Raw genomic sequence first — 24926 nt, 5'->3', positions numbered from 1 at the left:
ATTAAAACTGTCCAATAGATTTTATGACATCATCATTAACTGTTTTTGCTCTTGCTTTTGTTGCTGCATTACAATAGTAATAATTGTTTTTAAGCAATGTCCAGCAATAGTTTCATATCTTCTGGCAATATCTTTCTTATCATTTTCGCAAATAACATCCTGCTGTTTTCCAACTTGCTCAAGTTCTTTTTGAATATCTAATAAACGATTATTAAGTTTGCTACGATTTTCATATGCCTTGAATCCGTCATGTAATCCTGTAAGCAATTTGTCCGTTTCTGAAGGATAACCCATCTGTCTGTATTCATTGGATGCAAGGCATAAAGAAAGAGCAGACAGTTGTTTTAAATTTTCAACCATCTGCTCTGTATCATCAGTATTACATTTTTTAAATAAGGTATTTAGTTTTGAAGGTGAAATGTCATTCTTATCGATTTCAATAATATATTTTTGAATTTCAGAGCAAACCTCATCACGAATAATATATTGTGGGTGTTCCTCGGATGGAATTGCTGAGAGGTTGAAGCTTTCTTTAATATCTTCATTCCAGTCCTTGCATTTAGAAAGCAATCTGCTACATTTAATTCCTTTCTTAGAAAGTAAATCCTGAAATTTTTCACTTGCTTCAATACCCGCTGCGTCATGGTCTAAACATAATAGAACATGATTTAAATTAGAATTAATTTCGAGTATTTTAAGCATTGCTTGTTCCGATACTCCACACAATGCGACATAGCTGTGTTCCTGCCAATGGATGTTTTTATATATTGTAATAAAAGACAGCATATCAATGGGAGCCTCAAAAACATAGAGTCTGTTACTTATTCCTGTGTAATGAAAACTATAACCTGGATTACCGCTTTCAATATTACCTTTAAATCCATTACCATGAGAATAAATTCCACGTTTGTGTGCATGACAAGAAACTCCATTTTCATCATAGCCTACAAATACTGCGTTATGATATTCTTTCGTCTTGTTTGCAGATTGTTCACAACTTTCATAGAGTAATTTTTGTTTAGCGAAGAAACTAACCACATCACGATCAATATGACGATTTTTAATGAGATACGCAAAAACCCTTCGCATATCTGAATTCTTCGGAGGGAGTACAAAGGGTTTTCGTTTTATTTGCTTTCTTTTTTTTGCCTTACTATATAACTCACCTTGTTCACCACTAAGGAGCTTTGTTACTGCCTCTGGAAAAGATAAGCCATAAAAGTTTTGTACAAAATCAATTGCAAGACCTCCCTGCTCTAATGCATGATCGTACCATTCGTTACCTCTAACTGTAATACTATGGTCACTTGCAATTCTTTTTTCTCTACCTGATGGCAATAGTTTCTCACCTTGCCTTTGCAAAAATTCTACAAGATCAACTTCATTAGCTCTTAGTTTTTGTTCTTCTGTAAAATGAATATAAGTACTCATAGATTTCCTCCTAATTAATTTTATATTTATTCAGAACGACCTATCTCTCTCTTTAATTTTAGGCATAGAAAAACAGCCTCTAGCTTAAAAGGCTGTAATTTCATTTTTATTTATAGTTACATTGCAAGGACATAAGATTTTTGTAATTTAAAACATCATTTAATGAATTTCTCAAATTCCTCAACTAATCGTTCTACATATGCTAATCTTCCTCTACCAAGAGAGGCATAGTATTTAGCATGTTTTTTACAAGCTAAAAGAGCACTCTTTAAATATTCAATTCCAAAATCCTTTAAAATATTATCCAAAAAATAGCGAGTTGAATATTCATTTAGTGTTCTTGCATATTGCTCTCCGTTCATCATACCAAGAAAATCAGTTACATAGTCTCCAGCAGATCCTTCATTCATTCCAGTTAACTTAACTATTTCATTTCTTCCTTCAGTTCTACCTAAGTCTCCTAGATATACTTTCTTTGCAATCCTATATGCAACTTCAGCCATATCCTTTGTTAACGTATTACCGATATTCACTTTTGGTTCAACAGCTCTTATATCACTTGGATCGTAAGTGTGAAGTGCTAATTTTAATTTATCAGAATGTTTAATTAACCAGTCATAGCAATATTTTTGATTTTCTTCATTATAAATATCAGTATTTATGGAATATAATATCCTTTTTTGAGTACTAGACTCTCGGCTAGAATACCAATCAAGTGCAAATCCACACATTGCTTCAATTTCTTGTTTTTTTAATTCAAGACGTTCAAAGGTCTCTTTATCATAGACATATAAACCAATTTTTAAAATCTTCTTTCCAATTATATTTAGAAATATATGATATCCATTACCTCCAATTGCAACATCATACCAATTATCTGTTGAAGGTTTACGCCTACCAATATCAGTATCTCTACCGACTGACTTGCAATAATCAACAAAGCCTGTCCAAAAAGCTAGTCTTAATTGCTGTGTATTGCTAACATTTATATCTTTGTTAAATGCCGGTGTTACTTTTATCTCTGTAAATTCAGGTACTTCTGGAACTTCCTCTCTTTCATCGAAAATAAAGTTAATGTGTAGAAGTTCTGATTTTTGCTCATTTCCTGCAAACTTAAACATCCAACGCCCTTCCATAAATGAAAGTAACTTTAAGCCACGATTATAAATATGCATGTCGCTCCAATCATCTTCCTTTGACACCTCTATCTCACTGTGAGAACCATTTTCATAACCTCGCCTTCCAGCGGAGTTACTTGTTTTTTTATCATCAAAGCTATCATTTTGTAGGCTCGAATTTATACTCTGCGCAAGAGGAAGAAGATTCCCAATAGATGAAGAAAGAATTTTTATTTCTGCATCAGTGTATTTTCTAAATTGATTCTTCCAATACCACTTAGAAGGTGTTTGTGGAAGAATATGCTCTATAGTTAATTTATCCTTCTCAGTTTTAGTGAATAAGTTCCAGTCAAGTTTTTCAATATTGCCTTTAACTGCTAAGCTATATTCATATTCATAAAGCAAGTATTTTAAATCTTTCCATCCATAAAACCCATCACCGTTATCAAACCTTTTATCTATTCTAGTCATAAAATTATTAATTGCAGCTTTTATATCATTATCTGTTGTAGTTTTAAGATCATTGGCAACTTCATTTATAGAAATAACCCCAGCATAAACATCTTTTGCTTTTCTATAATAATCACTACTTTTATAACTAGATTGAAATGTACCCATTCTAAAGCAAACAAATATAAACCGTTCTATTTGCTTAAACAGTTCTACCCTTTCAATGCTTGTTGACTTTGAAGATGGTGTTATTGCAGATGTAACAAGAGGTCTAAAGTATCCAATACCTACTCGATTTAATTTATCAAGCCATATTTTTTCATCATCTGTTAAATTACTCTCATTAGGGAAAAATGTATAGTACCAATATTTAGCTGTTTCATTTAGACTTAGTACATAAGTATCGATATCACTAGGCTCAAGCTTTGCAATTGCTACAACTTCTTCGTCAGTTATAATATCTTCATCAGAATCTAAATCCATTATTTCTTCACTAGTCTCTTCTACAATAGGTATGATTTGTTTTTCAAAAACATTTTTTGCTGAAAATCTATTTAATAAAAATTTAATATAATCATTACCTTTTTGACGAGAATATTGAAAAAACATAATCCAGTGTGCTCTCAAAAACTCATCATCAGAAAGCGATACCTTTTTATTCCTACCAAGCTGATAATAAACCTCTTTCCATGCATCATTAATTTTCTTTCTAAGAGCATTTTTATTGTATTCATCAAGTTTGTTGTGATCAAACAGAGTAGTTAAATAAATTAATCGATTTTTCAAAAGTTCAAGGTTGGTAAGTTTTTTTCCACGATTATTCATCGTTTCAAAAGCTACAAAAACATCATAGTCATCTTCAATTTCATGAATATTAAACATCAATTTTTGTGTAAGCTTTTTATAAATCTTTTCAATACCCTCTAATCCTTCATCCTCATATAACTGTGAAAGGCAATTCCAAAAAAACTCTTTAGCATATTTTAAGTTTTTAGTATAATATGTTTCTTGTATTGATTTTGAAAATTGTTGACCAAAGACTTTATATTGCAAATATTCAAAGCTTGGGTTATCTTCTTCGTAACCAAATAAATATGTGGTTATAATATTATGAGGCGGCTGTTTTCGTGAAATATACTTTGTTCTGATGTCCTTAATAGTTTCATAAGCTAGAACTATCTCCTCATCATTTTTGTCTTTGTTTTCATCAATAGCTTTAATAAAATTTATTATCTCATTTAATAGGATTGAAATCGTTGTAAGTCTTTGTTGACCATCTACAACATGACAAGCTTTATATCCACTATCCAAAAGCCATAAATCATTATTCCATCTTTCAGTTGATTTTCGATTGAGTTCTTTAAGAGATAAAAGCCCCGTATAATGGTATCTATCCATTTGAAGGTTCATAATGTCATCCCAAAAATCAATTAATTGTTCTTTCCGCCATGCATAACCTCGCTGATAATCTGGAATACGGAATATTTTATTTTGAAATATTTGTGATATTGATTCTAAATTATTCATGAGTTATACATTCCTTCCTAAGTCTATTTAAATATTCATTCAAATATGTAAAAACCATTTTAATTTAATCAAATATTATAATTACAAGTATACTTATTTTACACCATTTATTCTTTTTATCAAATATAATTATCTGAATTATTACAATTATTATATTTACAGTTTCATGTCCTGCTCATGCTCATCTCTCTTATGCCCTTGTGCTGCTTTCTTTTCTCTTAGTTTCCTCATAAGCTTACTATCTATCTTTAGTCCTACCCCTGATGATTTAAGCGGAATACTATCTTCAAATGTTTTACTCATATGATGAAACATTCTTGTTACCGTAAGACATACAGACACTTCTTTAAACTTATCCATATTTTCAAGAAAAAACTTAGCATATTCATTTCCTTGCTCTGCGGATAGAGTAAACCATTTTATTGCTGCATCTTTATCCTTTGGCACACCTTCACCCATCAAATATAATTTCCCCAATAAATACTGTGCATATTGATTTCCTTTTTCTGCAGATATAAGTAACCATTTTATTGCTGTCGGAATGTCTTTATGTATATCCTCCCCCTTAAGGTATAAGTTGCCAAGCTGATATGCTGCATACTCATTCCCCTGCTCTGATGATAGTTCAAACAGTCCTACAACTTTATAAATATCCTTCTCCACATATTTTCCGTTAAGATAAAGCTTGCCAAGAGAATACTGTGCAAATTGATTACCACTTGTCGATGCCTGTTCTAAATATTCAACTGCTTTCTTTATTTCTGTTATAGTTGGATTTTCTTTTGCAAGGATTAATTTTGCAAGTGAGTAACAAGCAAAGAAATTTCCTAGCTTTGCAGACTTTTCATAGTACTTTTTTGCTCTCTCTATATCCTTTTCAGTACCAATCCCATTTTGAAGCATCCAGCCAAGTCTATATTGTATTTTATCATCATTGCTTTGCTTTTCTAACTTTTCAAAACCGATGAATGCAGAATGAAAATATTTATTTGATTCTTTTTCATTCTTATAGGTTCCAACTCCATCATTATACATTTTTGCAACTTCAAAATCAGCATATGGGAAACCCTGTTTTGCAGATCTTAAATACAAATTAAAAGCTTTTATATAGCTTTGTTCTACGCCTTGACCCCTATAATAAAGTCCACCTAAGGAATACTCGGCAAATTTATATTTTTGTTCTGCTGATAAAGTGAACCAATAGAAAGCCTCTTCATAGCTTTCTTCTGTACCAAGACCTTGTAACTGCATTTTACCTATACGATATTCTGTATATTTCCATGGCTTTTTATCTTCAACCTTATAAAAAGCTGCAAGAGCCTTTTGATACCACTCATAAGCTTTTGATACATCAATCTCTCGACCAAGTCCGTCTGCAAACATTCTTCCAATATCAAACATGGCAAGAGCATTCCCATTTTTTGCTTCTAATACAAACATCTCAAAAGCTCTTTCTAAATCTTGTACTATATCATCTGTGCCAAATAAAAATTCACGAGCCTCTTTATATTCATCACTCCATTTTAAGTAAACATCTTCAGTGGTATCATCATTAACTTCTATTTCACTAACTAAATCTAGAGTATAACCTTCTATTTCAATAAATCCAGTATCATTTATAAATACATCATCTATTGCTTTATCTATGATTTCATCAGTAATATCAATATCATCATCAGTTACTTCTTCAAACGTAATAGTTCCTTTATTGAAATTATCCGCCTCTTTAATAATCATATTTTTAATTGACTTGAATTCTTTTTGCTGTGATAAAGGAAGAGGTACAGGCAAATTACCCATGTAATTATAAAGCACTTCATTACGCATTTCATACCAAAGAGCATATGCCTTACTAATCTTTTCATCCTTTGCAAGCTCATCTACAATCTCATCTACCATTGCTTTAAGCTTTGGCTGTAAATAACCATATTGTTTTTTTCCATTAGTAAATTTCAGACGATCGGAAAGATTTATTAACTTTTCTTCAATATTGCTATTCTGCATTGTGCCATTTTTCATCTCAGTAATTAGTTTGATTAATACTTTCCTTGATTCTTGTTTCAACTCATCTCGTCTTTTACTTTGCTCTATATAAATTCCCTCTAGTTCCTGACCAAAGATATTTTTTACAAATCCTGATTTCATTTTCTCGATACCTTTTTTAGTAAGGTATCCCTCTTTAGGATCTGTAGAGTAACAAATCATATGAACATGAGGATGATGCCCCTCATTATGAAATGCTGCATACCACTGAAAGTTTTCAAGCTTTATCTTTAAAAATTCAGCTATATCTATAGCGTAGTAAGAAAGCATATTGTGCCATCTTTCAGCATTATCATATCCTAGCCTAGTAGCATCCTCTCGTCTTAGAGAAATAATTGGTGTCCATATGTTGCCTTTATGATTTGCAACTTCATTAGCAGTTCTATTAAGTACAAGACTATCATTTCCTCCTGTAAATAAACCATGCTTGCCCATTTTCTCTACCCTTGGTCTATTTGCAATATAATCCACATAATTCTTCCGTTTACCAATCTTATCAACATTTTGTTCTATTGCTATCCCAATAAATTCAGAAGCATTTTCTATTGTAGGATTCTCTATATAATCTTCATACTCAAATAGATTTTTAGTATTTGGGAACTCCTTAATTATTTGAGAAACTAATTCCTCTTGTTTTAATGTTGGAGAGATATCTTTGTTTTCTACTCTTATCTTTTCTACTCCATCACGATTAGCGATATAATTTACTAAGTTTGTAATATGAGCTGATGCTCTTTTACTTCCACCTTTTAGATATGGGCACTTTAAAATAAGCCTTGGCATAAATTATCACTCTCCAATTCCTTGTTGGAACTTTATCGCCTCCTCCATGGATACTTTACCTCTTGTTTTTTTCACCTGCTGAACACACCTTCCTCGAAGACTACGAAGTTCTTCATCACTAATTTCTAAACCAGCTGCAAGTATATGCATCATCATATTCATCTCAACTGATAGACGAAATAAATTATTGGAATTTCTGTTTTCTGTTTCTTTTAATATCCCTTGTATAGCTGAGATAAGTAACTTAGACAGATATCCTGTGGTATCTTCACTTACAAGGTATCCCATATAAAAACTTAAGGCTTTATCTATAAATTCACTTCGACTTTTACAATTATCCATTTCCAATAAACTGTCCATCTTTTCTATTGTTTCAGGATATAGCCATACTGCTGTCCGTTTCTTTGATGTACTCTTTATTTCTGCCACTTTAACTTCACCTCAAATTTCTCTTCTTTTAACTTGACCACCTCTATATGACACTGACAAGTGCTTATTTTATGGGTTTTATTCTAAATGCTGACCACCTTGATAGACACAAACCCTATTTCTTGACCACCTTCCTTAATTCTTTCAAGCGCACGGCACTGCCGGGCGATGTGAGCGATAGGAGGTCGCTTGCGACCACCTATCTTTATCCTGCACCAAAATCAATAGGGGGGTTCACTTAACTTTCAGGCTCATATTCCCCAAAATCCAAGTATCATAAGGCTTAATCTGCTCTATTCATAAATCTCTTCAAATTCGCCCACAAATCGTTTTATCTTTCCTTAAGGATAACTTGTGCCACTCTCGTCCATACAATCCCACACAGGGGCAAATATCGCCTCAAAAATGGTTTTATTCCTGTGGTGTAGATGTAGAAGTAGCTACACCAGTATTTTTAGCTGGTTTTCTTGGTGTTTTAGCTCTACTTTCTTCCTCATTCTTTTCATCAATATATTCCCTGACATTGACTGGCACATATTTCTCATAAAGCTTTTGTAGCTGTTCTGCTAGTTCATCTTGTACATCGATCTCTTTCTTCTCCATATATTTCTTGATTGCTCTTAATTTTTCAGCCTCAAGGCTTACGCTAATAGTATCTTTTTTCATTTAAACATGCCTCCTTCATTTTATTAACTTTTTATAGTTTCCATTGTAAAAACAGAAAAGGAATAGCCACTACATACTCATGACCATTCCCTGATTTTCATTCTCTGTCTGCCCTTGTGACTCTTCAATTTCTTCTGCATTTATTGTTTCTGTAGGAACTTCTGTCTGTTCACTTTGCACCCTTTCAGTCCTTCTTCTGCCACGATTAGAGGTGGCTCTTGGAGTAACTTCTGATGAACCATCACTAATAGGAGCCGTTATTTCCGTCTGGTTTTCCTGTTCATTATCATTTCTCTCTAGATATCTTCTAGTAGCTGATGGAACGTATTTCTCGTAGATACTACTAATATGTTTTTGCAATTCTCCTTCTACAGTCAGTTCCTTTTCGTTCATATAAAACCTTAATGCTTCTAACTTTTCTTTTTGAAAAGTCACCTGTAATGTTGCTTTTTCCGTTGATATACTCATCTTCTAAATCCTCCTTTTCTACCTACATTTTCATCTCCATACCTTGGGACTGCTCAAATTCCTGTATAAGTGATAGCTTATTATCCTTAGAACTATAGCGATAAATTGCATCAGATAATACTTCATCAGGTTCTACTTGGCTCTCATTTACTTCTGAAACCATCCTTTGAATAAATTCTAAATCTATATTTTCTTCCACCATAATATCTTCTTCTTTTATTATGATTACTTCATGGAGAGAGGAGGGCAATACAATAAAATCTCCACCCAATTTTTCTGCAATCGAAGACATTACTTCCTCATCAAACATATATGCTGCACCTTGCATTCGTTTATCATTACTTAGTACCCACATCACATTTTCTCCTGCCATTTCCTCAAATAGCTCGACATCCTCACCCATAAGCTCTGCGATAATATCATTCATATTTTCAAATTTAGGCGGCAATATCCTTGGCATATTTCTTACTGTTTGGACATGAACTTCTCTGTGATCGACACCCCAAAGTTTTAAATGTTCATTATTTAATAAAATACTCCCTGTACCTTCTTCCGATATGCATACATTCACCCGATACACAATTGCTAAATCCTCTCTTCTTTGATGTGGAATATCTTGTAGCAACTTTTCATTTTTCTCTGCATTAATAACAGTGTAATATAGGTTATCTTTCATATTGTTGTAGGTGAAGTCTTCTAAATTAAATTGTGGTGTTCTTTTTATTTCTCTTTGAAAAATCTCACCAATCTTACTCATAGTCTCACTGACCTTCATCCCCTCCTGATGTAAGTCATAAAAGGAATTCAGGTAAATATTAGGGCAAATATTACTTTCTCCACGCAAAGTAAGTCCTGTTAATTCCTCTCCATTATTTTTTCTGACCACATTAATTTCTGGATTTACATCTTTATATTCTTTTGGCAAATAATCTTTAATTTCTCTTTTTACTGTTTCTACATATTCACTAAATGTCATATGCATTCTCCTTTACTTTTGCAGTTCTCATTGAAACAAGCTGCTTTTATAGTTATTTTCATTACTACGTACTACTTGAAACTCATAATCTTATTTTAAAAATCAAATCCAATAAACTGCATCCTTGGTTGTGCCTCTGGTTCTTCTCCTGTAAATTCTTGAACCTTACCAAATTCTTGTATATAATTTTCTATTTGCTCATCGCTCAAGGATACAAATTCTCCATCTTGGCTATCCCCTACAATAAAAAAAGGACCAGCAATGATGTCATTACCAACCCTTCGATTTAGTTCCATCCCATTTAATTTTCCTTCTTCATTACATACTAAAATACAATTATCATCTAAATAAATACATTCAAATAATCCCTCAACCTCTCCTTGAATACCCTCCAAGTCATTAGCTATTTCTTTTTCATAAGGTAAGTTTTGTGGCTCAATCTTTAAGATACGAATTGTCTTTTCTATATTATCCATTCTCTCATCCTCCTACATATTCATGTTTTGACTTGGCTTTATTTCTTCGTCTAAGTTACTACAATAGTCAAGATATATTGTCATGTCAAAGCAGTTATCTAATACTTCAATTTCTGCGATTTCATCTCTGCTTGTTAGTTCATCTAAGAGTAAAGTGCCAATACCATTATTTTCTTTTACAACTAGACCATAGGATTCTTCTACCTCATCAAAATAAATAGCCCAACTACCATTTGAAGTATTTTCTACAGCCTCCTTAATTATTTGCTCTGCAACGATAGAAATTTGATTATCAATATATGGCTTAATGTTTGGCATAAATGCAACATATCTTGGATAATCATATCCTTGACTATCAATTAAAATCCCATCTCCACTATCTTTATTTAGTGCAAGCAGTCCATGGATTTGTCCTGTAGAATCTATATACATTTCTTCTTTTCTATCTACAATAAAGGTTCTGTCATCTAATAGATTGTTGCTAAATTCCTTAAATTCATTTTCATCCATTACTTCAATTCCATTAATCACACATACTTGTGCATCAAATGCTGAAATCTTTCGTTCAAATATTGCTTTTGTAGTTAGCATAAGCTCCTCCTTTTATTTTAAAATGTGCGGTCTGCCATATAGAACCTGTTTGTTTGAATCAAATAAATCTCTGTATACCACCTGTCCTTTCGAGTATGCGGCATCTATTACTTTTCCATTTCCAGCATAGACTCCTACATGTGTAATATTCATAAATCTGCCGTTTGGCTTGTGACTCCAAAATACCAAATCTCCAGGAACTAAATCTTCTTTTGAAACAGTAAGATTATTATTCACGCAAAATCTTCCTTGCTCTGCTGCTGTTGCTGGTATTACTATTCCAATACGTCTATAGCTCCACATAGTCAAATAACTACAATCTGTATAATTCCCTTGTCCTCTTCTTTCTTGTGAATAGGGGTCTCCAAGCCTTGTCATAGCAAGCTTTACTATCTCTGATCCATTCTCTCCCTCTGGCAAAGCATGATACAATTTCTCTAATTCATCTGGACTAATGCTATGTGTCCAATCTCCCCATTCCCCAAAACCATCTCCTTCATTTGGTGCTGGAACTCCATACTGGATTCGGTAATAAATTTCATTGGCATTGGCCATATCTTCATAAGTAGTTGCCTTTCCCATATTTGTTTCAATATTTGTATAGATTTCTGGGAGAGTATCAATTGGTATCGCTACTAGATATGTTTCATCCACTTCATTTCCGTCTGCATCAATTATGATTCTTGTTCTTTCCTCATAAATGACAAAGCAGTCAATATATTTATCTTGGTCTACATCAGATGGCTGATCAGAGGCGAAATACAGAGAATAAAAAATAGCCTTAACCCTTATGGAGTCCAGACTATCTCCATCTTCCATTTGACCATTTACTTCCTCTATTCTTTCACCAAGCATTGTAAAGCTATTACGCATATCTTCTATCTGACCTCGATATTCTTCTGGAATATTTCCTGATATAGCACCTCCATGAAATGACAATTGGATGGCGGTGTTGTTATGATTTGCTGTTCCTGAAAGCAATCCACAGATAATAACAATGATTAGAATAAATGGAGATAGGATTGCAGCAATAGTCCACCCTATACCTTTTCTCAGCCTTTCATCTGATAATGCTGATATAGCTGCTTTTGCAATAAGTCCTATGGTTATAGGGTCTGCCATTTATTATCACCACCATTTCATTCCAAATAAGCTTTCTTGCTCACCTATATCTTTCATATCTTCTTCCATCCTACATAAAGTTTTATCTACTGCATTTTGTAAAATATCCGTATCAAATCCTGCATCAATATAGCCATCTTCAATGGATCTTTTGTAACGTTCTGATGGTATTCCATATTCATGACCAGGTGTCATCACATAAACCATTGCTGAAACAGTATTGCCATTTAACACAATCTCCATGTTTTCCTTTCCATAAAAATTAGGGTAGCCTTCATACCTATCTAGTGATTTCTCATCTTCTGATTGGATTTCCCATAGCAAAACCGGAACGCTACTTTCTTCACATGGTTCAATAGTTGCTACTGAACTATATCTTGAACCACGAAATACAAGCTCATAATCTTTTATTTCCGATGTTCCAATGACTCTTGCAGTAGGGCATCGTTGTTTCATCTGTGATAGATTTAAATTACTTCCATAGGCAATATATAATATTTCTGGTACTGACTCATTTGATTTTTTATTTTTCATCCTGACCTCCTACCGATTCATAGACATAGTAAAAGCAGGAGATTCTTCCTCCTGCTCATCTATTGCCATATCGTTATTTTGTGTTTCTATTGTTTCTTCTTGTAAATCTGAAAGCTCAACTTCTCTCTTTTTTCTTAACCTTTCCTTCTGTGCTTCTGCTTGTTCAGGTGACTTCCATGCAATATTACCTTCTAGATGGTCAAGGAGATGTTTCCTTGCTGTTTTAAACTCATCTCCTATTAAACCAAGCCTTAAAAGCCATACTCTGAAGGTATATTTTTCATTTTCTGATACAGTTTTTATTGGACTTGCTGACCTTTGGTTGTAGGCTTGAGCTGTAATAGCCATACAAAATTGTAGATATGCTTTCATCTTCCCAGCATGAAGGGAACCATTAAAGGCACGAAACTCGATCGTTCCCTTTTGAAAGACAGAATGAAGATTCAGGCAATGGTATCTACTATCATGATAATGCTGATGACTGCCATCACTACCTTTGTACCATAACTTTTGAATTCCACTCTTTGTTTTTGGTTTCTGCTTATTTAACTTCTCTAAAAAATCCGTATCTATCTTTTTGCAATAACGTCTTTCCCTATCTGAATCCACCTGTAATGCCTTATATATCATATTTTCTTTTGCAGCTACAATATTAACAAGATTTCTTAATTGGTACGCTTCAAAAGGTGCCGCATTAATGTGAATATGGATTCCACAGGACTTATTACTAAATGCTCCAGCCTCTCTAAGTTTTCGCACCATCTCCTGTATCTTTTCGATATCTTCATACTTACAAATGGGACTAACAAGTTCAACACTGTATTCTCTGTCGGCTATTTGCTTTCTATTTCCCACTTTTTTCTGACAGCTAATACTACCATCACTTACAAACTTCCACTTTCTATTTTCATTATCCCTTACACTATAAGTGTCATAACCACCACCTTCATGTTCAGCTATCTCATTGAGATATTCGGCAACTACTTCAGCAGCTCTTCTTCTTGTTATGCCTGTCATCTCAATTTCAATTCCAAAGTTCTGATCTCTTAAATCCACAGCCTCACCACCTTACCATTGCTTTTTTGCTTCGATGATGTCCTCAGCTTTTTTAAATCCTGCATACCTAGAAGCAGTGACAATATATTCTATAAGTCTTTCATTTCTCCAAGAGTCTATCAGCTGTCCACGGCATATATCATGGAGTTCATTTATCTTTAGTATAGTGCTTTCAATAATTCTAGATGCTTGCGTGGATTCTCCACCAGATAACTTTAGCTTATTAATATATTCATTGAGTATATGGTCAAATTCTTCAATATGCCCCTCATCATAATGGTTATATGCTAGGAAGGGATTTTCATATTTTTCACCATTTATACAGCACTTTATCTGCTCCAATAATCTTGGTCGATTCTTTATTTCTTCCTTTAAATACTGTTCCATAAAACAAAGCAAGTCATTATCTCTGTTTGGAGTATATCTGATGCATACCCTCAAATCATCTATAATGCCTTGCTTTTGTTTCCGGTAGGATTCGATTTTTTCTTGTTTCATTACCCATTCTGCACTTTCAATAGTCACTACCTTCCACCTGCCTTTCCAAATAATTTTTCCTTATATGCTGGAGCATGAACGGCTAAATTATAACGCTCATTACCACATTTATATAAGCAGACCCCTCTCTGTGGAAATTTAATTAGATTATATTCTGATTCTTCAAGTTGCAAGGTATCCATATAAAACTGCTTATCAATATTTCCAGCATTAAATAAAAAAGCGTGTGCTGGAATTGAAAACAGCGGTTTGGTTAGCTCCTTAATGCCTTCAATATTGAAGTCCTCAAGGTTTTGACTGCTAAGTATTACCGCTGATTCTTTCTTTCGCACTCGCTTCATAAAGTTACGGATATATTCTATTGCTGTAAGATTGGTAAGGAACAAATACAATTCATCAATTCCAGCTGCAGTATTTCCTTCCGTTAATAGTTTATCTGACATAAAGGATAATACATTAAACAGTAATGCGTTCTTTACATTTTTACTAGCCTGTAATAACCCTTTTACACCAAATACAATAAACCGATTAGAAGTTATATTGGTATGTCCATTAAAGAATTTACTTTCTGCACCTTGGCACATTGAATGGAGTCCAAGCAGGATTTCCTGTAATAATTCCACTGTATAAAGTTGATATCTTCCTTTATCATAGCCTTTATATTCTTCCTCTATTAACGTATAAAGGTCTGAAAGGATTGGATAATCAACAGATTCTAATCGGCTGAAATTTGTACTATCACTTATTCTCCATTTAGTGTAGAGTTTTCCTAGCATAATTTCTATAACATCAATATGCCTATCATCAAAATCTTTATAACATCGGAAGAAATCTTTTAAAAAACTAATGTGTTGACTTAGCTTTGTCGCTTGTCTAAATGCAAGAGGAGCATCTTTGTCCTGTGGACTTCCTCCCTCATCCCAAGTCTTTGGTTCTAATGGATTTATCATATACTCTCCACTCATTAAATCTACAAAGCATCCACCTATATTTTCTGCTAGCTCCACATATTCATGCTCTGGATCTAAGCATATAACATTCTTTCCTGATTCTAAGATATTACATAATATCAACTTTAATAAATAACTTTTTCCTTGTCCTGAATTACCGAGAATAAGGATACAAGGATTTGTTTTATCATCATCTCTTTTATCAAAATCCACAAGAATATTAGAACCAAATTTATCTCTGCCTAAATAAAATCCATTGCTATCAGTCTTGCCTGAATAGTTAAACGGATATAAATTTGCAACTGAGGATGCTGGAAGCACTCTTTCATATTGACTACCAAATACATTTCTTCCTGTTGGACCAACACATAAGAATCCTTGTTGTTGCCTAAGCATAAGCCTATCTACATTTAACTTAGAACGAACAAGCTCGGTTAATACATCGGTCTGTAGCAGTTTCAAACTGTCATAATCACTTGCAGTAAGTTCAATATATACTGCACAGTGAAGGAGCGGTTCTCTATTCCTATGCATTGCCGATACAAGGGTGACAACATCTTGTAAGTTGCTTTCTGCTGTTACGGTCTGCTGTAAATCATTTGTATTTGCCGTATTCATCCTGTTTTTATTGGCTGCATTATGAATGATTTTCTTTTCTTCATTAGGAGTTACCTGTCTTGTATAGATTCTAAGGGTTACTCCATCCTTTTCTCCTAAATGACGTAGGATTGCTTGTTCACTGGTACTTGTAGGATATTCACGGAGTGCCCATACACATCTATAGGTATTTCCACAGATAAAATGATCTGTGTTGAATTTGATGATGGATGGAGCAATCATATCTACAAAGCTTTTGATTTTTTCATCTTCTATGATTGGTATTTTCTTTTTTACCATAGTATCTTCTTACCTCGCTTTCTTTTTCTGCATTAAAAAAAGCCCTACACATTAGTGCAAGGTTTGATAACATATTTATATTTTATTTTTTAAATTGGAATTTTATTTTGTCTTAGTTTTATGTGCAGTAATAATCGTATAACTATAAGAGTTTACTGTTATTACACAGTCATCAATAGTTGCATAATAATTTTTGCCCTTTTTTATTATAGAACAATTCGGAAGTTTAATTTTGTCTTTACACCACTCTACCACATCTTTTGTATCCAATCCCAAATTTCTTTTTATTCTGTCAATACCCATTTTAGTGGTATGAATTTTATCTAAATTTGAAAGTAAAATCTCATCATCATTCATAATATCATCTCTCTTTGTAAATCGAATTTTGTGTTTTTGAAGCAAATCATAACAATTATATCCTGATAATTAAAGCATCCTTTATTCATGTTACGGCAACGATATTCCTTTTGATGCTAAATACATTTTAATCGCACCGTATATAATAGGTGCCCCAGCTGTAACTCCAACCACCGCAATATCGCCGCCTTTATCCTTGACATAATCCCACAGCGGATGATTTGAATCTATTTGCTCTTGAATGAGTTTCATGATTTCCTTTTCGACAGCTACTCCATCTTCTCCGGATGCAAAGATATTCTTGAGGATAGTCAACTGGTGTTCATTAAGTTCAAGTTGTTGCTTCTGCGAGGATAACTGTTCCTTCAATACATCAATATATGCATTTTGATTTTCCACAACCATCTGTAATTGAACATTAGTTTCGGCAGTATTGGTTGCTGTCTGCTCAATTGCTTTTTGCATTCTTTGACGATTATTATAGGCTTCTTCGGCAATCTGCTGTGTTCTTTTATTTGATTCTTCAATTTGTGCCTGAATACCTGATGCAAAGTTTGTTGTATAAGACAAATCAAGTTTGGGTATATTCGCCAATTCAATTTTATTAAAAATATCGCTTCCCACAATTTTCTCCTTTCTTACTTAAAATTTCCGTTAAATTATTTAAATAGTTATTACCTAAAACCCAGTGTCTCCTATTATAAATTCATTTTTTTCTTATATATTATTTCTGCTTATAGAGATTTGTCGAGATAATACCAAACCATAGTTTTACAAGTAATTAAGTTATATATACTTACATTTAAATATCAATTTGAAATGTAATCGGAAAGTGATCAGAACACTTTATTTCTTCATGAACAATTAGATTTGAACATTTTGATACAATGTCATTATGTACAAATATATGATCAATAGCAGTATCGAAAACAGTGGTATACTGATTACAAATATTTGTATATCCTTTAAGAATAGCATTGAACACATCTCTATTTTCTGATTCTTCATAATCACCAGCGTTAAAATCCCCTAAAATAATGTGTGCTTTGCTGCTATTTAATGATTCTAGATAATCTTTATTCTGATTCCCATTTTTTGCATGAATTCCCATCAGTTCGAGTTCATTAAATTTAACAGAAATTGTGCGATTATCATTGCAAGCAGTGTTATTTGACTCTATTGTGCTTTTTTTAGCTATTGCAATTGTCATCATTATTTGTTTTTTGTTACTTACAGTAAATTTAATATCATATTTACCCTCTGGAAAGTCTGTTTTTAAAGCACAGTATAGGGTATGTTTTTCCCAAGTTTCATTACTGCAGTATGGTATCTCCTGTAAAAAGATAATTGCATTTTCTTTCTCTAATTGACCTTTAACTATATTTGCTATTGATTTATATTTTCTACAAATAGGTGTTGCTGTTTTTTCAACATAGAGTGACGTATTCCATGTCATGATACATATTTTTGTCATATACTCACTTCCTTATACAAATTCCTATTTTTCATGTTTATATATCTGCTCTATTTATTGAAATTTCCCACTTTCTTTTATGCTCATACTATTGTATTTTCATTAAGAATCTTAATAATATTGGCAGAACAGCATTTCTTTGTTGGACTTAATTCTTTACATTTACCCAAAGTGCAAGCACCTGTCATATTTCTAATGTCTTGTAGGGATTTTGCCCCATTAGCTATAGCTTCTAATATCTTTTTTCTACTAATATTGGAGCAATAACATATTATTTCATTTTCCATACCTAACACCTCACTTAATAGAAACACCTTTTTCAAACTATTTAACGAATTCTTAATTATACATATTATATCACGTACACCCTATCAAATAAACTTACACTTTATTAATTTTTACACATCCCCAAGTACTATCCATCTCTCACCATCATAATCCTCATACCTTTCCGTTGTTACATTCTGCTCATAATAAACACCAAGAAGTCTTTTTATATCCAAATTATCAGATCTTCTAGTAGTAAATCCTTGGTCTTTTAAGTTCTTTTCAATCCTTGAAAGATAAGGAAATACATCTGACTCCTTTTCATTCTTAAGCCTAATAATAATTAGGAACTCACGAGCTGTAGCCATCTGAACTTGCATCCTATCAAGATTGGTACTGTCTTGCTGTAGTAGTTGCCGAATAACAGGGTTTTGTTCTGTATCCATTCTTCTTTTTAAATACTGCTTATTATCATCAAAGTTTTCTTTTGAATTAAGGCATAACATTTCAATTTCAGCAATCCCTTTTAGTACCGTCATTAGTGCATAGATCCTTGCACTTACACTTGATTCAGATAGTACAGATATATTTGTTGGATGGATAATAAAATACACTAGCTCCCCATATGGGGTCTTAAGACTGTAATCTGTAATTTCATCAATACCCATCAGCTCTCTTGTAGACTGTTTTTGCCTTTCCTTTTGTTTCTGTTTTCTTCCCAATTTTATAACCTCCATTCAAACTTCTGTTGCTTTAAAAGAAAAAAGGCACATGCATAACGAATGAAATTCAGTATGCTTGTGTCTTCAAATTGTATAGTTAAAAAGCTATATACTGCTGTTATTACAATAGGCGGTACAAATCCGAGTTGTGCTAAAGCAAATACAGAAATAAGAAGTCCTATTCCAATTATGCCAATGTCTTTTATCTCCCATAGCCATAGGGTTGCTTTGGCCTTTAGATTATCAGGGTACATATACACTATTTATTCCTCCACTTCATCCTTAAATTTTCTCAAAAAATAAGCAATCCCTTGCATAATAAAATCTACACAAGGGATTGCTACACTATTACCTAATGCCTTATATCTTGCACTATCGGATGATTTTTCTATTTTAGTCCACCCATCTGGAAAGCCTTGAAGTCTTTCACATTCCAATGGTGTTAGTCTGCGTACAAGATTCTTAGTAGTTACAAGGTTTTCACTTCCTCCTCCATTATCTCCACCCTCTGCTCTAAGTGTTGCACATCCTTCCTTGTAATTAGCAAATTCCGATTGTCCAAACATCATTTTTTCACAGTCTACAATACATTTATCTTGACTTACATATTGATTTCCATTGCCTTTTTCATCTCCTACACATAATGCTCCTACTGTATCTTGATAAATTTTAGTCGGATAACAAACAGCATGAATATCGCTGGTAGTAAGAGTATAACTAATATTCTCTTGAAATCCGCATCCATTTCCACCATTATGATCTTTTCTATCAATGGTATTTCCTGCAATACAATAACTGTCTGAATCAATTGGTTTTGATACTAATGGTACATTATTTCCACCTGTTCCATAGGTTGCTGATATGGTTGGTGCTACATTAAGGGGACCATTGTATCTGCAGTCTTTTGCATGATTATCAAATAGAACCGGTTGGTTGTTGCCACTTGTACCTGCTGCTGATGTAACAGTGGGGCAAAGGTCAATACATATTTCTGCACCATCTTGCTGAGTTGCCATGACTATAGGTTGATTTCCTCCCATACTGGCTCGAAGTGTTGACGTAATATTCTCTGTTATATCCATTCGGTCACCACCCTGATCATTTAGACATAGCATAGGTTCTGTGACAAATGTCTGCATCTGCATATTTTGAGTTGCCATCAAGGCTCCTGAAATTCCATTTAAGTCAATGCCCTCATTTCGTTGATTGATATGATATGCTTTATATTCAGTAATCATATTGTTATTAGGCTCTTGTTCTGCACCTTCAGCTTCCCCTTGAATTTCTAAAGCTATTTTTAATTGTTTAGGCAGTTCCTTTCCTCTTGCTCTAGCTCTTCTGAGTATCCCCAAACAGGCTGTCTTGCTCAAATAATATTTTGGGTGCGGTGTGTCCTCCAAAATCTGCGACAAGAAAGATTCTTTTACGTCTTTGGGGGACACCCCAGTATTGAGCATCGAGAACTCTCCAAGCAATGGTGAATTCATATCCCAATACGCACCCAACAGATTTCCATATCCCTCCCGGAGGTCTAGGTATAGATACGCTGCTGACTGCAATTCTTGCGGTTTCTTCGAGAACCGCATGGAAGTCTTCTCCGTTTGTACTTGAGAATGCTCCGGGGACATTTTCCCAAACGAAGTATCGAGGTCTGATAAGGTGATTTGCCTTTCCTCTTCTTTCATCTGCCCACCTCATTTCCTTTGTTATTCTTATCTGCTCCATAAATAATCCTGAACGTTCACCAGCAAACCCTGCCCTTGCACCTGCAACAGATAAATCTTGGCATGGTGAACCACCTGTAATAATGTCAACAGGAGGCAATTCTTCCCCTTTTAATTTTGTAATATCACCAACATGGAGCATATCAGGGAATCGTATTTTAGTCACCTCAATGGGAAAGGATTCAATTTCGCTTGCCCATATAGGAGTAATTCCATTATGAACAGCAGCAAGGGGAAATCCTCCGATCCCATCGAAAAGACTCCCCAAGGTAATCATCTATCCATCCTCATACAAAATACAGTCTCTTCTTCTATTTCAAAATCTAGTTTCATTATTCTTTTTATAGGAATACCTATCTCTCTAGCAAATTCAATCTCCTCAAACATCCCATGAGAAATATGTCCGCCAAATGCCCATAGTTCATCGCATTTTGCTAAGAATTCTTTTCCTATGTTAATTCCCAATCTTCTTTCTTCTGGATTATTATCATCTAAAATCTGAGGGTAGAGAAGGTGGGGACAAAAAAAGGCATTGCCTTCATTTAACACATATCGGCAAGCCTGTTTCGCATATTCTATATTCTTTTTTATATCTCCTTTATAGGGAGATGCAACATATATTAGTTTCATTAAATCCTCTCTTTCTATTTTTATTTTGGTACTGCTTGTACTATAGTTTTAGTTGTGTTTACAGCGGCCTGTGCTGTATAAACTGCACTCATTACATTGGCACGAGTGGATGTATCAAGTCCAAATGCTCCAGCAATCCGTGGTACTTCTCCTGCCGATAACATCAAACCTAATCCGAGCAATGCATGATCTTTTACTACCATAAGTCCTGCAGTTAGTATCGTTGCCTGAAGAAATGTAGTAAGGCACAATCCAATTATCTGCTTGCACCACTGAATAAAGCCATCAATGTAACCACGAGGAACAGAAAACATATACAGACTTCCAACTGCTATCTGAATAAGTAGAATTCCACCTCTTTTTAGATTTGCAAAAAATACTTTAATTACTGCGTATCCCATAAGGATAATAATAAACAGAGCCATAAATGGACTTGTTATCATAGTGATTCCACCGAATATTCCCGAACTACCAACACTTGTAATATCGCCTACATTATTTAATTCTCCAATAATAGATGTTGCAAGTCCACCAATTCCACTTCCGTATCCTGTGATACCAGCAGTTAAACTTGCTTGTAAATTGACCGAGAGCTTAAATAGTTCTATAGGCACTGTAGTAAAAAGGCTGACTGCCATAAATCCTTTAATTGCATTTAAGGCTGCATCTTTCACGTTGCCCCTACCATATTGGTACTCAATCCCTGTTTCAAAGCAGGACACTACAAGTCCTATTCCATAAAGTGACCAAGCAAGGTAAGAGAAGAACAGAACAATTGACTGTACCCAGCTCATCTCGAAAAGTTCTACTCCCATATTTCCCATTTGGGCAAAGAAATCAGCAAGAAAACCTATAAGCTGACCGTAGAACCAATCAATGATTTGATCCATCACATCCCCTAAGAGAAAATCCCAGATAAACATTTCACTTCACCTCTTTCTAAACAAAAAATAGCACATCATTTTTATGTAATGCACTAAATTATCCTACTTCATTATCATTATTTGCTACATATATTAGACCCACTAAAAAGTCATTGTGTAAACTATAAAGCAAAAGAGCCTTTCATATTGAAAAGCTCTTTTGCCTAAAATTTGTAAATTATTAATTTGCTTGTTGATTACATTGAATCAGATTTTCTCACTGGAATCCATATTTCACTTTTATAATTAGATTTGCTAGTATCTGGACTCTCATTCCAAAGTATCTCAGGACCACCAGTCAGTTCATAACCAGAGGTAGGAAACCATTCCGCATAAATACGAGCCCATGTATCTTGCAATGCTTTAGGAAACTCACCAACAACAGTAAAAACTGCCCAGTTTGCTGAATCTACTTCTAGTACATCCCATTGCGCTGATATCTGTTTTGTAGTAGCCACTCCTATATATTGGTCAAGTTCACTTCCTTCAACAGTTCTTTCAGAAAAGTTTGTTGATACACTCAGCATACCTTTAGGTTCAATATCACAAAGACTTTTTAGCTCTTTAATTCCTTCATCAGTTAAACCTTGCAAAACTGAATCCATTTGATGGTTCACTCCTTCAAAGATTAGAGTAATCCTCTTTTTAAGTCCTACAATCTTAAATGCATCTTTTTCTACAATTCGATAATCCATTTCATTGCCTCCCTTAATAGTTAATTGGAAAGTCATAGGAGGGAATGCTTTTAAAATAATATTTCCCTTTTTTACTCTAGACGGCGATATGCCATGCATTGCTTGAAAAGCTTTAGAGAAAGCATCAGGAGAGTTATAACCTAATTGTAATGCAATATCAATAATTTTATTGTCTTCTTCATTAAGCAGAACTGCCGCAATGGATAATTTTCTTCGACGAATATATTCACCTAACGGCATCCCTGATAAAAATGAGAACATCCGGCGAAAATGATATTCTGAACAGCAAGCTATTCTAGACATTTCATCAAATTCAATCTCTCCCATAAGGTTTTGTTCAATATATCTCATTGCTTTATTCATTTGTGTCAGTGTGTTCATTTCTATGACCTCCATTGAACATATCATAGCAAAACAAAGAACCAGGTGCCCGACAATTTCGGTGCAACTTTTGACTGTTTATAGCTTTCTTAATTTCAATGAAATTAAATAATTTATTCCTATTTTTGGGGCGTTTTTTGGTGACACTGGGGTTCGTTTATATTCTTCGAATCCTATTTTTTTGTATAAGTTCATTGCTGGAATATTAGTATCAGCAACCTCTTCAATAATATACTCGCTATAAGGGGTATTATCAAAGATATATTGAATTATTTGCGTTGCTACTCCTTTTCCCCTGAATTCAGAAACTGTTCCGACATATTCGATAGATCCCGTATCCTCTGGAGGATTTTCAAAAGGAGCTTCAAACTCTTTTTTCAAAACAATCCCTGCAATACTGCCTTTTATAACTCCAAAGTGTTTTCTTAATTCTCTTTTGTTAAGTTGTACCGATAGAGTCTTACAATCCGTACATGCAACCATCCCTGCAATCTTATTCGCTACTGTAGCAACATAAAATTGGTCTAAAATAAACATGTGTGCAAAAGCCTTTGCAATTACCTCTTTATCTTTGGAAAAATATCCGAGCCACTGGCTAAACCCGTCTGCAAATATTTGTGCCATTTGTTTTCTAACATCTATACCTGCTTTATCAGCTCTAATTATTTCAAATTTATTATCCTTTGATTGCATATATCATTCCCCTTCCTTTAATAAAAAGGCCATTATAATAGATGGGGATGGCATGATAAAACTATCCTTTAACATAACCTTCATCGTAGCTAAGCCCTGTATAGTTGAATAAAAAAACACAGCTAATTCATATGGATTTCCTGAACGAAACTCACCGATTTCTTGCCCTCTTTTTATAAGATTTAAAGTGGCATTAAGCATTTCAGCATCTTGTTTTTTGATTTCATTTTCCACATGATTAATTGCTCCTGAAAAGATTGATTGTGTCATAAGAATTAATAGGTTCGTCAGCTCATCTCCATCTACCATATCTTTATATACTATATCAACAAATTGCATTATTAATTTTTTGGGCGAATCATCCTGCTTAAATAAATCTGAAACCCCTTTAATCCCGTTAATTGAGTATTCAACTAATTCATTAAATAATTCTTCTTTAGTCTTATAATGACGATATAAAAGTCCTATACTAATACCTGCTAAGTCCGCAATCTCTTGAACATTTGTAGAGCCATATCCTTTTTGAACAAATATTTGCATTGCTGCTAATTGAATTTTCTCTCTTGTTTTATTACGCATTTCTTCAAACTGTTCTTTAGTTCTTGGCAAATATAAACCTCCTTTTTCTAATGAGTTATTGTTCACTCATTATAAAATGTAGAGTATTATTTGTCAATATGCTCTTTTATTTACATCCCAAGTATCTTCCAAATATATGCTGGTGCTGTTAAAGTAAACACCAAACATGCAAACAGAATAGCTGGTGCCGCCCACTCGAATTGTCCATGCTTCCTATAATCAAAATAAGCAGTACCAAGTTTTGCAAAGAAGAATACTGCTAAGATAAGGTCAATTGCTGGAAATACAACTTTATTTACAACTGTTTTTATCTGCGCTGATGCATCCTTCCAAGTCCCTTCAATAGCTCCTGCTACATCTCCTGTACCTGAAGCTAATGCTGTAGTACTAAATAATAATATACCAATCAGCACCATGCACATTGTTAATGCTACTTTCTTATTTATCTTCATAAGTTCCACCTTTC

27 protein-coding genes and 1 pseudogene are annotated in these 24926 nt (G+C 33.8%); all 28 read right to left on the bottom strand.

Annotation, left to right across the window (positions count from 1 at the left end):
- Nucleotides 1-21 precede the first annotated feature (21 nt).
- Nucleotides 22-1431 carry a DUF3991 and toprim domain-containing protein gene (locus tag U8307_RS08365; protein WP_066084969.1) on the bottom strand — a complete coding sequence of 470 codons (1410 nt, stop codon included), beginning with the start codon at nt 1429-1431 and terminating at the stop codon, nt 22-24.
- Nucleotides 1432-1586: 155 nt separating this feature from the next.
- A complete protein-coding gene (locus U8307_RS08360) occupies nt 1587-4526 on the bottom strand; it encodes a DUF4268 domain-containing protein (protein ID WP_066084966.1) in 2940 nt (979 codons plus the stop codon).
- Between the two features lie 156 nt (nt 4527-4682).
- Entirely contained in the window at nt 4683-7352 is a 2670-nt protein-coding gene (gene mobP3 / locus U8307_RS08355; protein ID WP_326906935.1) for a MobP3 family relaxase, read from the bottom strand.
- Nucleotides 7353-7358: 6 nt separating this feature from the next.
- Nucleotides 7359-7712, bottom strand: a complete 354-nt coding sequence (locus tag U8307_RS08350; protein WP_066085784.1) for a hypothetical protein — start codon at nt 7710-7712, stop codon at nt 7359-7361.
- A gap of 480 nt (nt 7713-8192) precedes the next feature.
- Nucleotides 8193-8447: a DUF6103 family protein gene (locus U8307_RS08345; protein WP_326906931.1), complete on the bottom strand. Its 255-nt coding sequence runs from the start codon at nt 8445-8447 to the stop codon at nt 8193-8195.
- Between the two features lie 69 nt (nt 8448-8516).
- Complete coding sequence (locus U8307_RS08340; protein WP_326906929.1) at nt 8517-8915, bottom strand: DUF6103 family protein; 399 nt, start codon at nt 8913-8915, stop codon at nt 8517-8519.
- A gap of 22 nt (nt 8916-8937) precedes the next feature.
- Nucleotides 8938-9891 (bottom strand): DUF5688 family protein, encoded by a 954-nt coding sequence (locus U8307_RS08335; protein WP_326906927.1) that lies wholly within the window; start codon nt 9889-9891, stop codon nt 8938-8940.
- 95 nt (nt 9892-9986) lie between these two features.
- Entirely contained in the window at nt 9987-10367 is a 381-nt protein-coding gene (locus U8307_RS08330) for a DUF3846 domain-containing protein (protein ID WP_326906925.1), read from the bottom strand.
- A 12-nt stretch (nt 10368-10379) separates the two neighbouring features.
- Entirely contained in the window at nt 10380-10958 is a 579-nt protein-coding gene (locus U8307_RS08325) for a DUF6329 domain-containing protein (RefSeq protein ID WP_326906923.1), read from the bottom strand.
- Between the two features lie 12 nt (nt 10959-10970).
- On the bottom strand, nt 10971-12080 hold the full coding sequence (locus U8307_RS08320) for a C40 family peptidase (RefSeq protein WP_326906921.1): 1110 nt from the start codon (nt 12078-12080) through the stop codon (nt 10971-10973).
- Nucleotides 12081-12086: 6 nt separating this feature from the next.
- Nucleotides 12087-12614 (bottom strand): gamma-glutamylcyclotransferase family protein, encoded by a 528-nt coding sequence (locus tag U8307_RS08315; protein WP_326906919.1) that lies wholly within the window; start codon nt 12612-12614, stop codon nt 12087-12089.
- Nucleotides 12615-12623: 9 nt separating this feature from the next.
- Nucleotides 12624-13670, bottom strand: coding sequence for an amidoligase family protein (locus tag U8307_RS08310; protein ID WP_326906917.1), 1047 nt, complete (start codon nt 13668-13670; stop codon nt 12624-12626).
- Nucleotides 13671-13682: 12 nt separating this feature from the next.
- Entirely contained in the window at nt 13683-14195 is a 513-nt protein-coding gene (locus U8307_RS08305; RefSeq protein ID WP_326906915.1) for a hypothetical protein, read from the bottom strand.
- Nucleotides 14195-16015, bottom strand: coding sequence for a VirB4 family type IV secretion system protein (locus U8307_RS08300; protein WP_326906914.1), 1821 nt, complete (start codon nt 16013-16015; stop codon nt 14195-14197). The genes U8307_RS08305 and U8307_RS08300 overlap by 1 nt, the downstream gene beginning before the upstream one ends.
- A gap of 102 nt (nt 16016-16117) precedes the next feature.
- Nucleotides 16118-16372, bottom strand: a complete 255-nt coding sequence (locus U8307_RS08295) for a DUF3781 domain-containing protein (RefSeq protein WP_326906912.1) — start codon at nt 16370-16372, stop codon at nt 16118-16120.
- A gap of 90 nt (nt 16373-16462) precedes the next feature.
- Nucleotides 16463-16996, bottom strand: a complete 534-nt coding sequence (locus U8307_RS08290) for a hypothetical protein (protein ID WP_326906910.1) — start codon at nt 16994-16996, stop codon at nt 16463-16465.
- Between the two features lie 178 nt (nt 16997-17174).
- Nucleotides 17175-17846 carry a hypothetical protein gene (locus U8307_RS08285; RefSeq protein ID WP_326906908.1) on the bottom strand — a complete coding sequence of 224 codons (672 nt, stop codon included), beginning with the start codon at nt 17844-17846 and terminating at the stop codon, nt 17175-17177.
- 83 nt (nt 17847-17929) lie between these two features.
- The gene (locus tag U8307_RS08280; protein ID WP_326906906.1) at nt 17930-18133 is read right to left on the bottom strand and encodes a (2Fe-2S)-binding protein; all 204 of its coding nucleotides are present in this window, start codon (nt 18131-18133) and stop codon (nt 17930-17932) included.
- 111 nt (nt 18134-18244) lie between these two features.
- On the bottom strand, nt 18245-18835 hold the full coding sequence (locus U8307_RS08275) for a hypothetical protein (RefSeq protein ID WP_442985517.1): 591 nt from the start codon (nt 18833-18835) through the stop codon (nt 18245-18247).
- A 2-nt stretch (nt 18836-18837) separates the two neighbouring features.
- The gene (locus U8307_RS08270) at nt 18838-19095 is read right to left on the bottom strand and encodes a hypothetical protein (protein ID WP_326906902.1); all 258 of its coding nucleotides are present in this window, start codon (nt 19093-19095) and stop codon (nt 18838-18840) included.
- 3 nt (nt 19096-19098) lie between these two features.
- Entirely contained in the window at nt 19099-19401 is a 303-nt protein-coding gene (locus U8307_RS14610) for a DNA cytosine methyltransferase (RefSeq protein WP_442985540.1), read from the bottom strand.
- Between the two features lie 12 nt (nt 19402-19413).
- Nucleotides 19414-20836, bottom strand: a pseudogene (locus U8307_RS08265) (DNA cytosine methyltransferase); the annotation flags it as partial.
- A complete protein-coding gene (locus U8307_RS08260; RefSeq protein WP_326906900.1) occupies nt 20833-21189 on the bottom strand; it encodes a DUF7768 domain-containing protein in 357 nt (118 codons plus the stop codon). The pseudogene U8307_RS08265 and the gene U8307_RS08260, both read right to left, overlap by 4 nt.
- Before the next feature lie 20 nt (nt 21190-21209).
- Nucleotides 21210-22112: a conjugal transfer protein TrbL family protein gene (locus tag U8307_RS08255; protein ID WP_066084918.1), complete on the bottom strand. Its 903-nt coding sequence runs from the start codon at nt 22110-22112 to the stop codon at nt 21210-21212.
- Between the two features lie 197 nt (nt 22113-22309).
- A complete protein-coding gene (locus U8307_RS08250) occupies nt 22310-23188 on the bottom strand; it encodes an AraC family transcriptional regulator (protein WP_326906897.1) in 879 nt (292 codons plus the stop codon).
- 78 nt (nt 23189-23266) lie between these two features.
- A complete protein-coding gene (locus tag U8307_RS08245; protein WP_326906895.1) occupies nt 23267-23881 on the bottom strand; it encodes a GNAT family N-acetyltransferase in 615 nt (204 codons plus the stop codon).
- Between the two features lie 3 nt (nt 23882-23884).
- The gene (locus U8307_RS08240; protein WP_326906893.1) at nt 23885-24490 is read right to left on the bottom strand and encodes a TetR/AcrR family transcriptional regulator; all 606 of its coding nucleotides are present in this window, start codon (nt 24488-24490) and stop codon (nt 23885-23887) included.
- Nucleotides 24491-24570: 80 nt separating this feature from the next.
- The gene (locus tag U8307_RS08235; protein ID WP_326906891.1) at nt 24571-24912 is read right to left on the bottom strand and encodes a DUF3852 domain-containing protein; all 342 of its coding nucleotides are present in this window, start codon (nt 24910-24912) and stop codon (nt 24571-24573) included.
- Between the last annotated feature and the right edge of the window lie 14 nt (nt 24913-24926).

This window comes from Sedimentibacter sp. MB31-C6 (assembly GCF_035934735.1).
Taxonomy (GTDB): domain Bacteria; phylum Bacillota; class Clostridia; order Tissierellales; family Sedimentibacteraceae; genus Sedimentibacter.
This window is presented reverse-complemented; position numbering and strand designations above follow the sequence as displayed.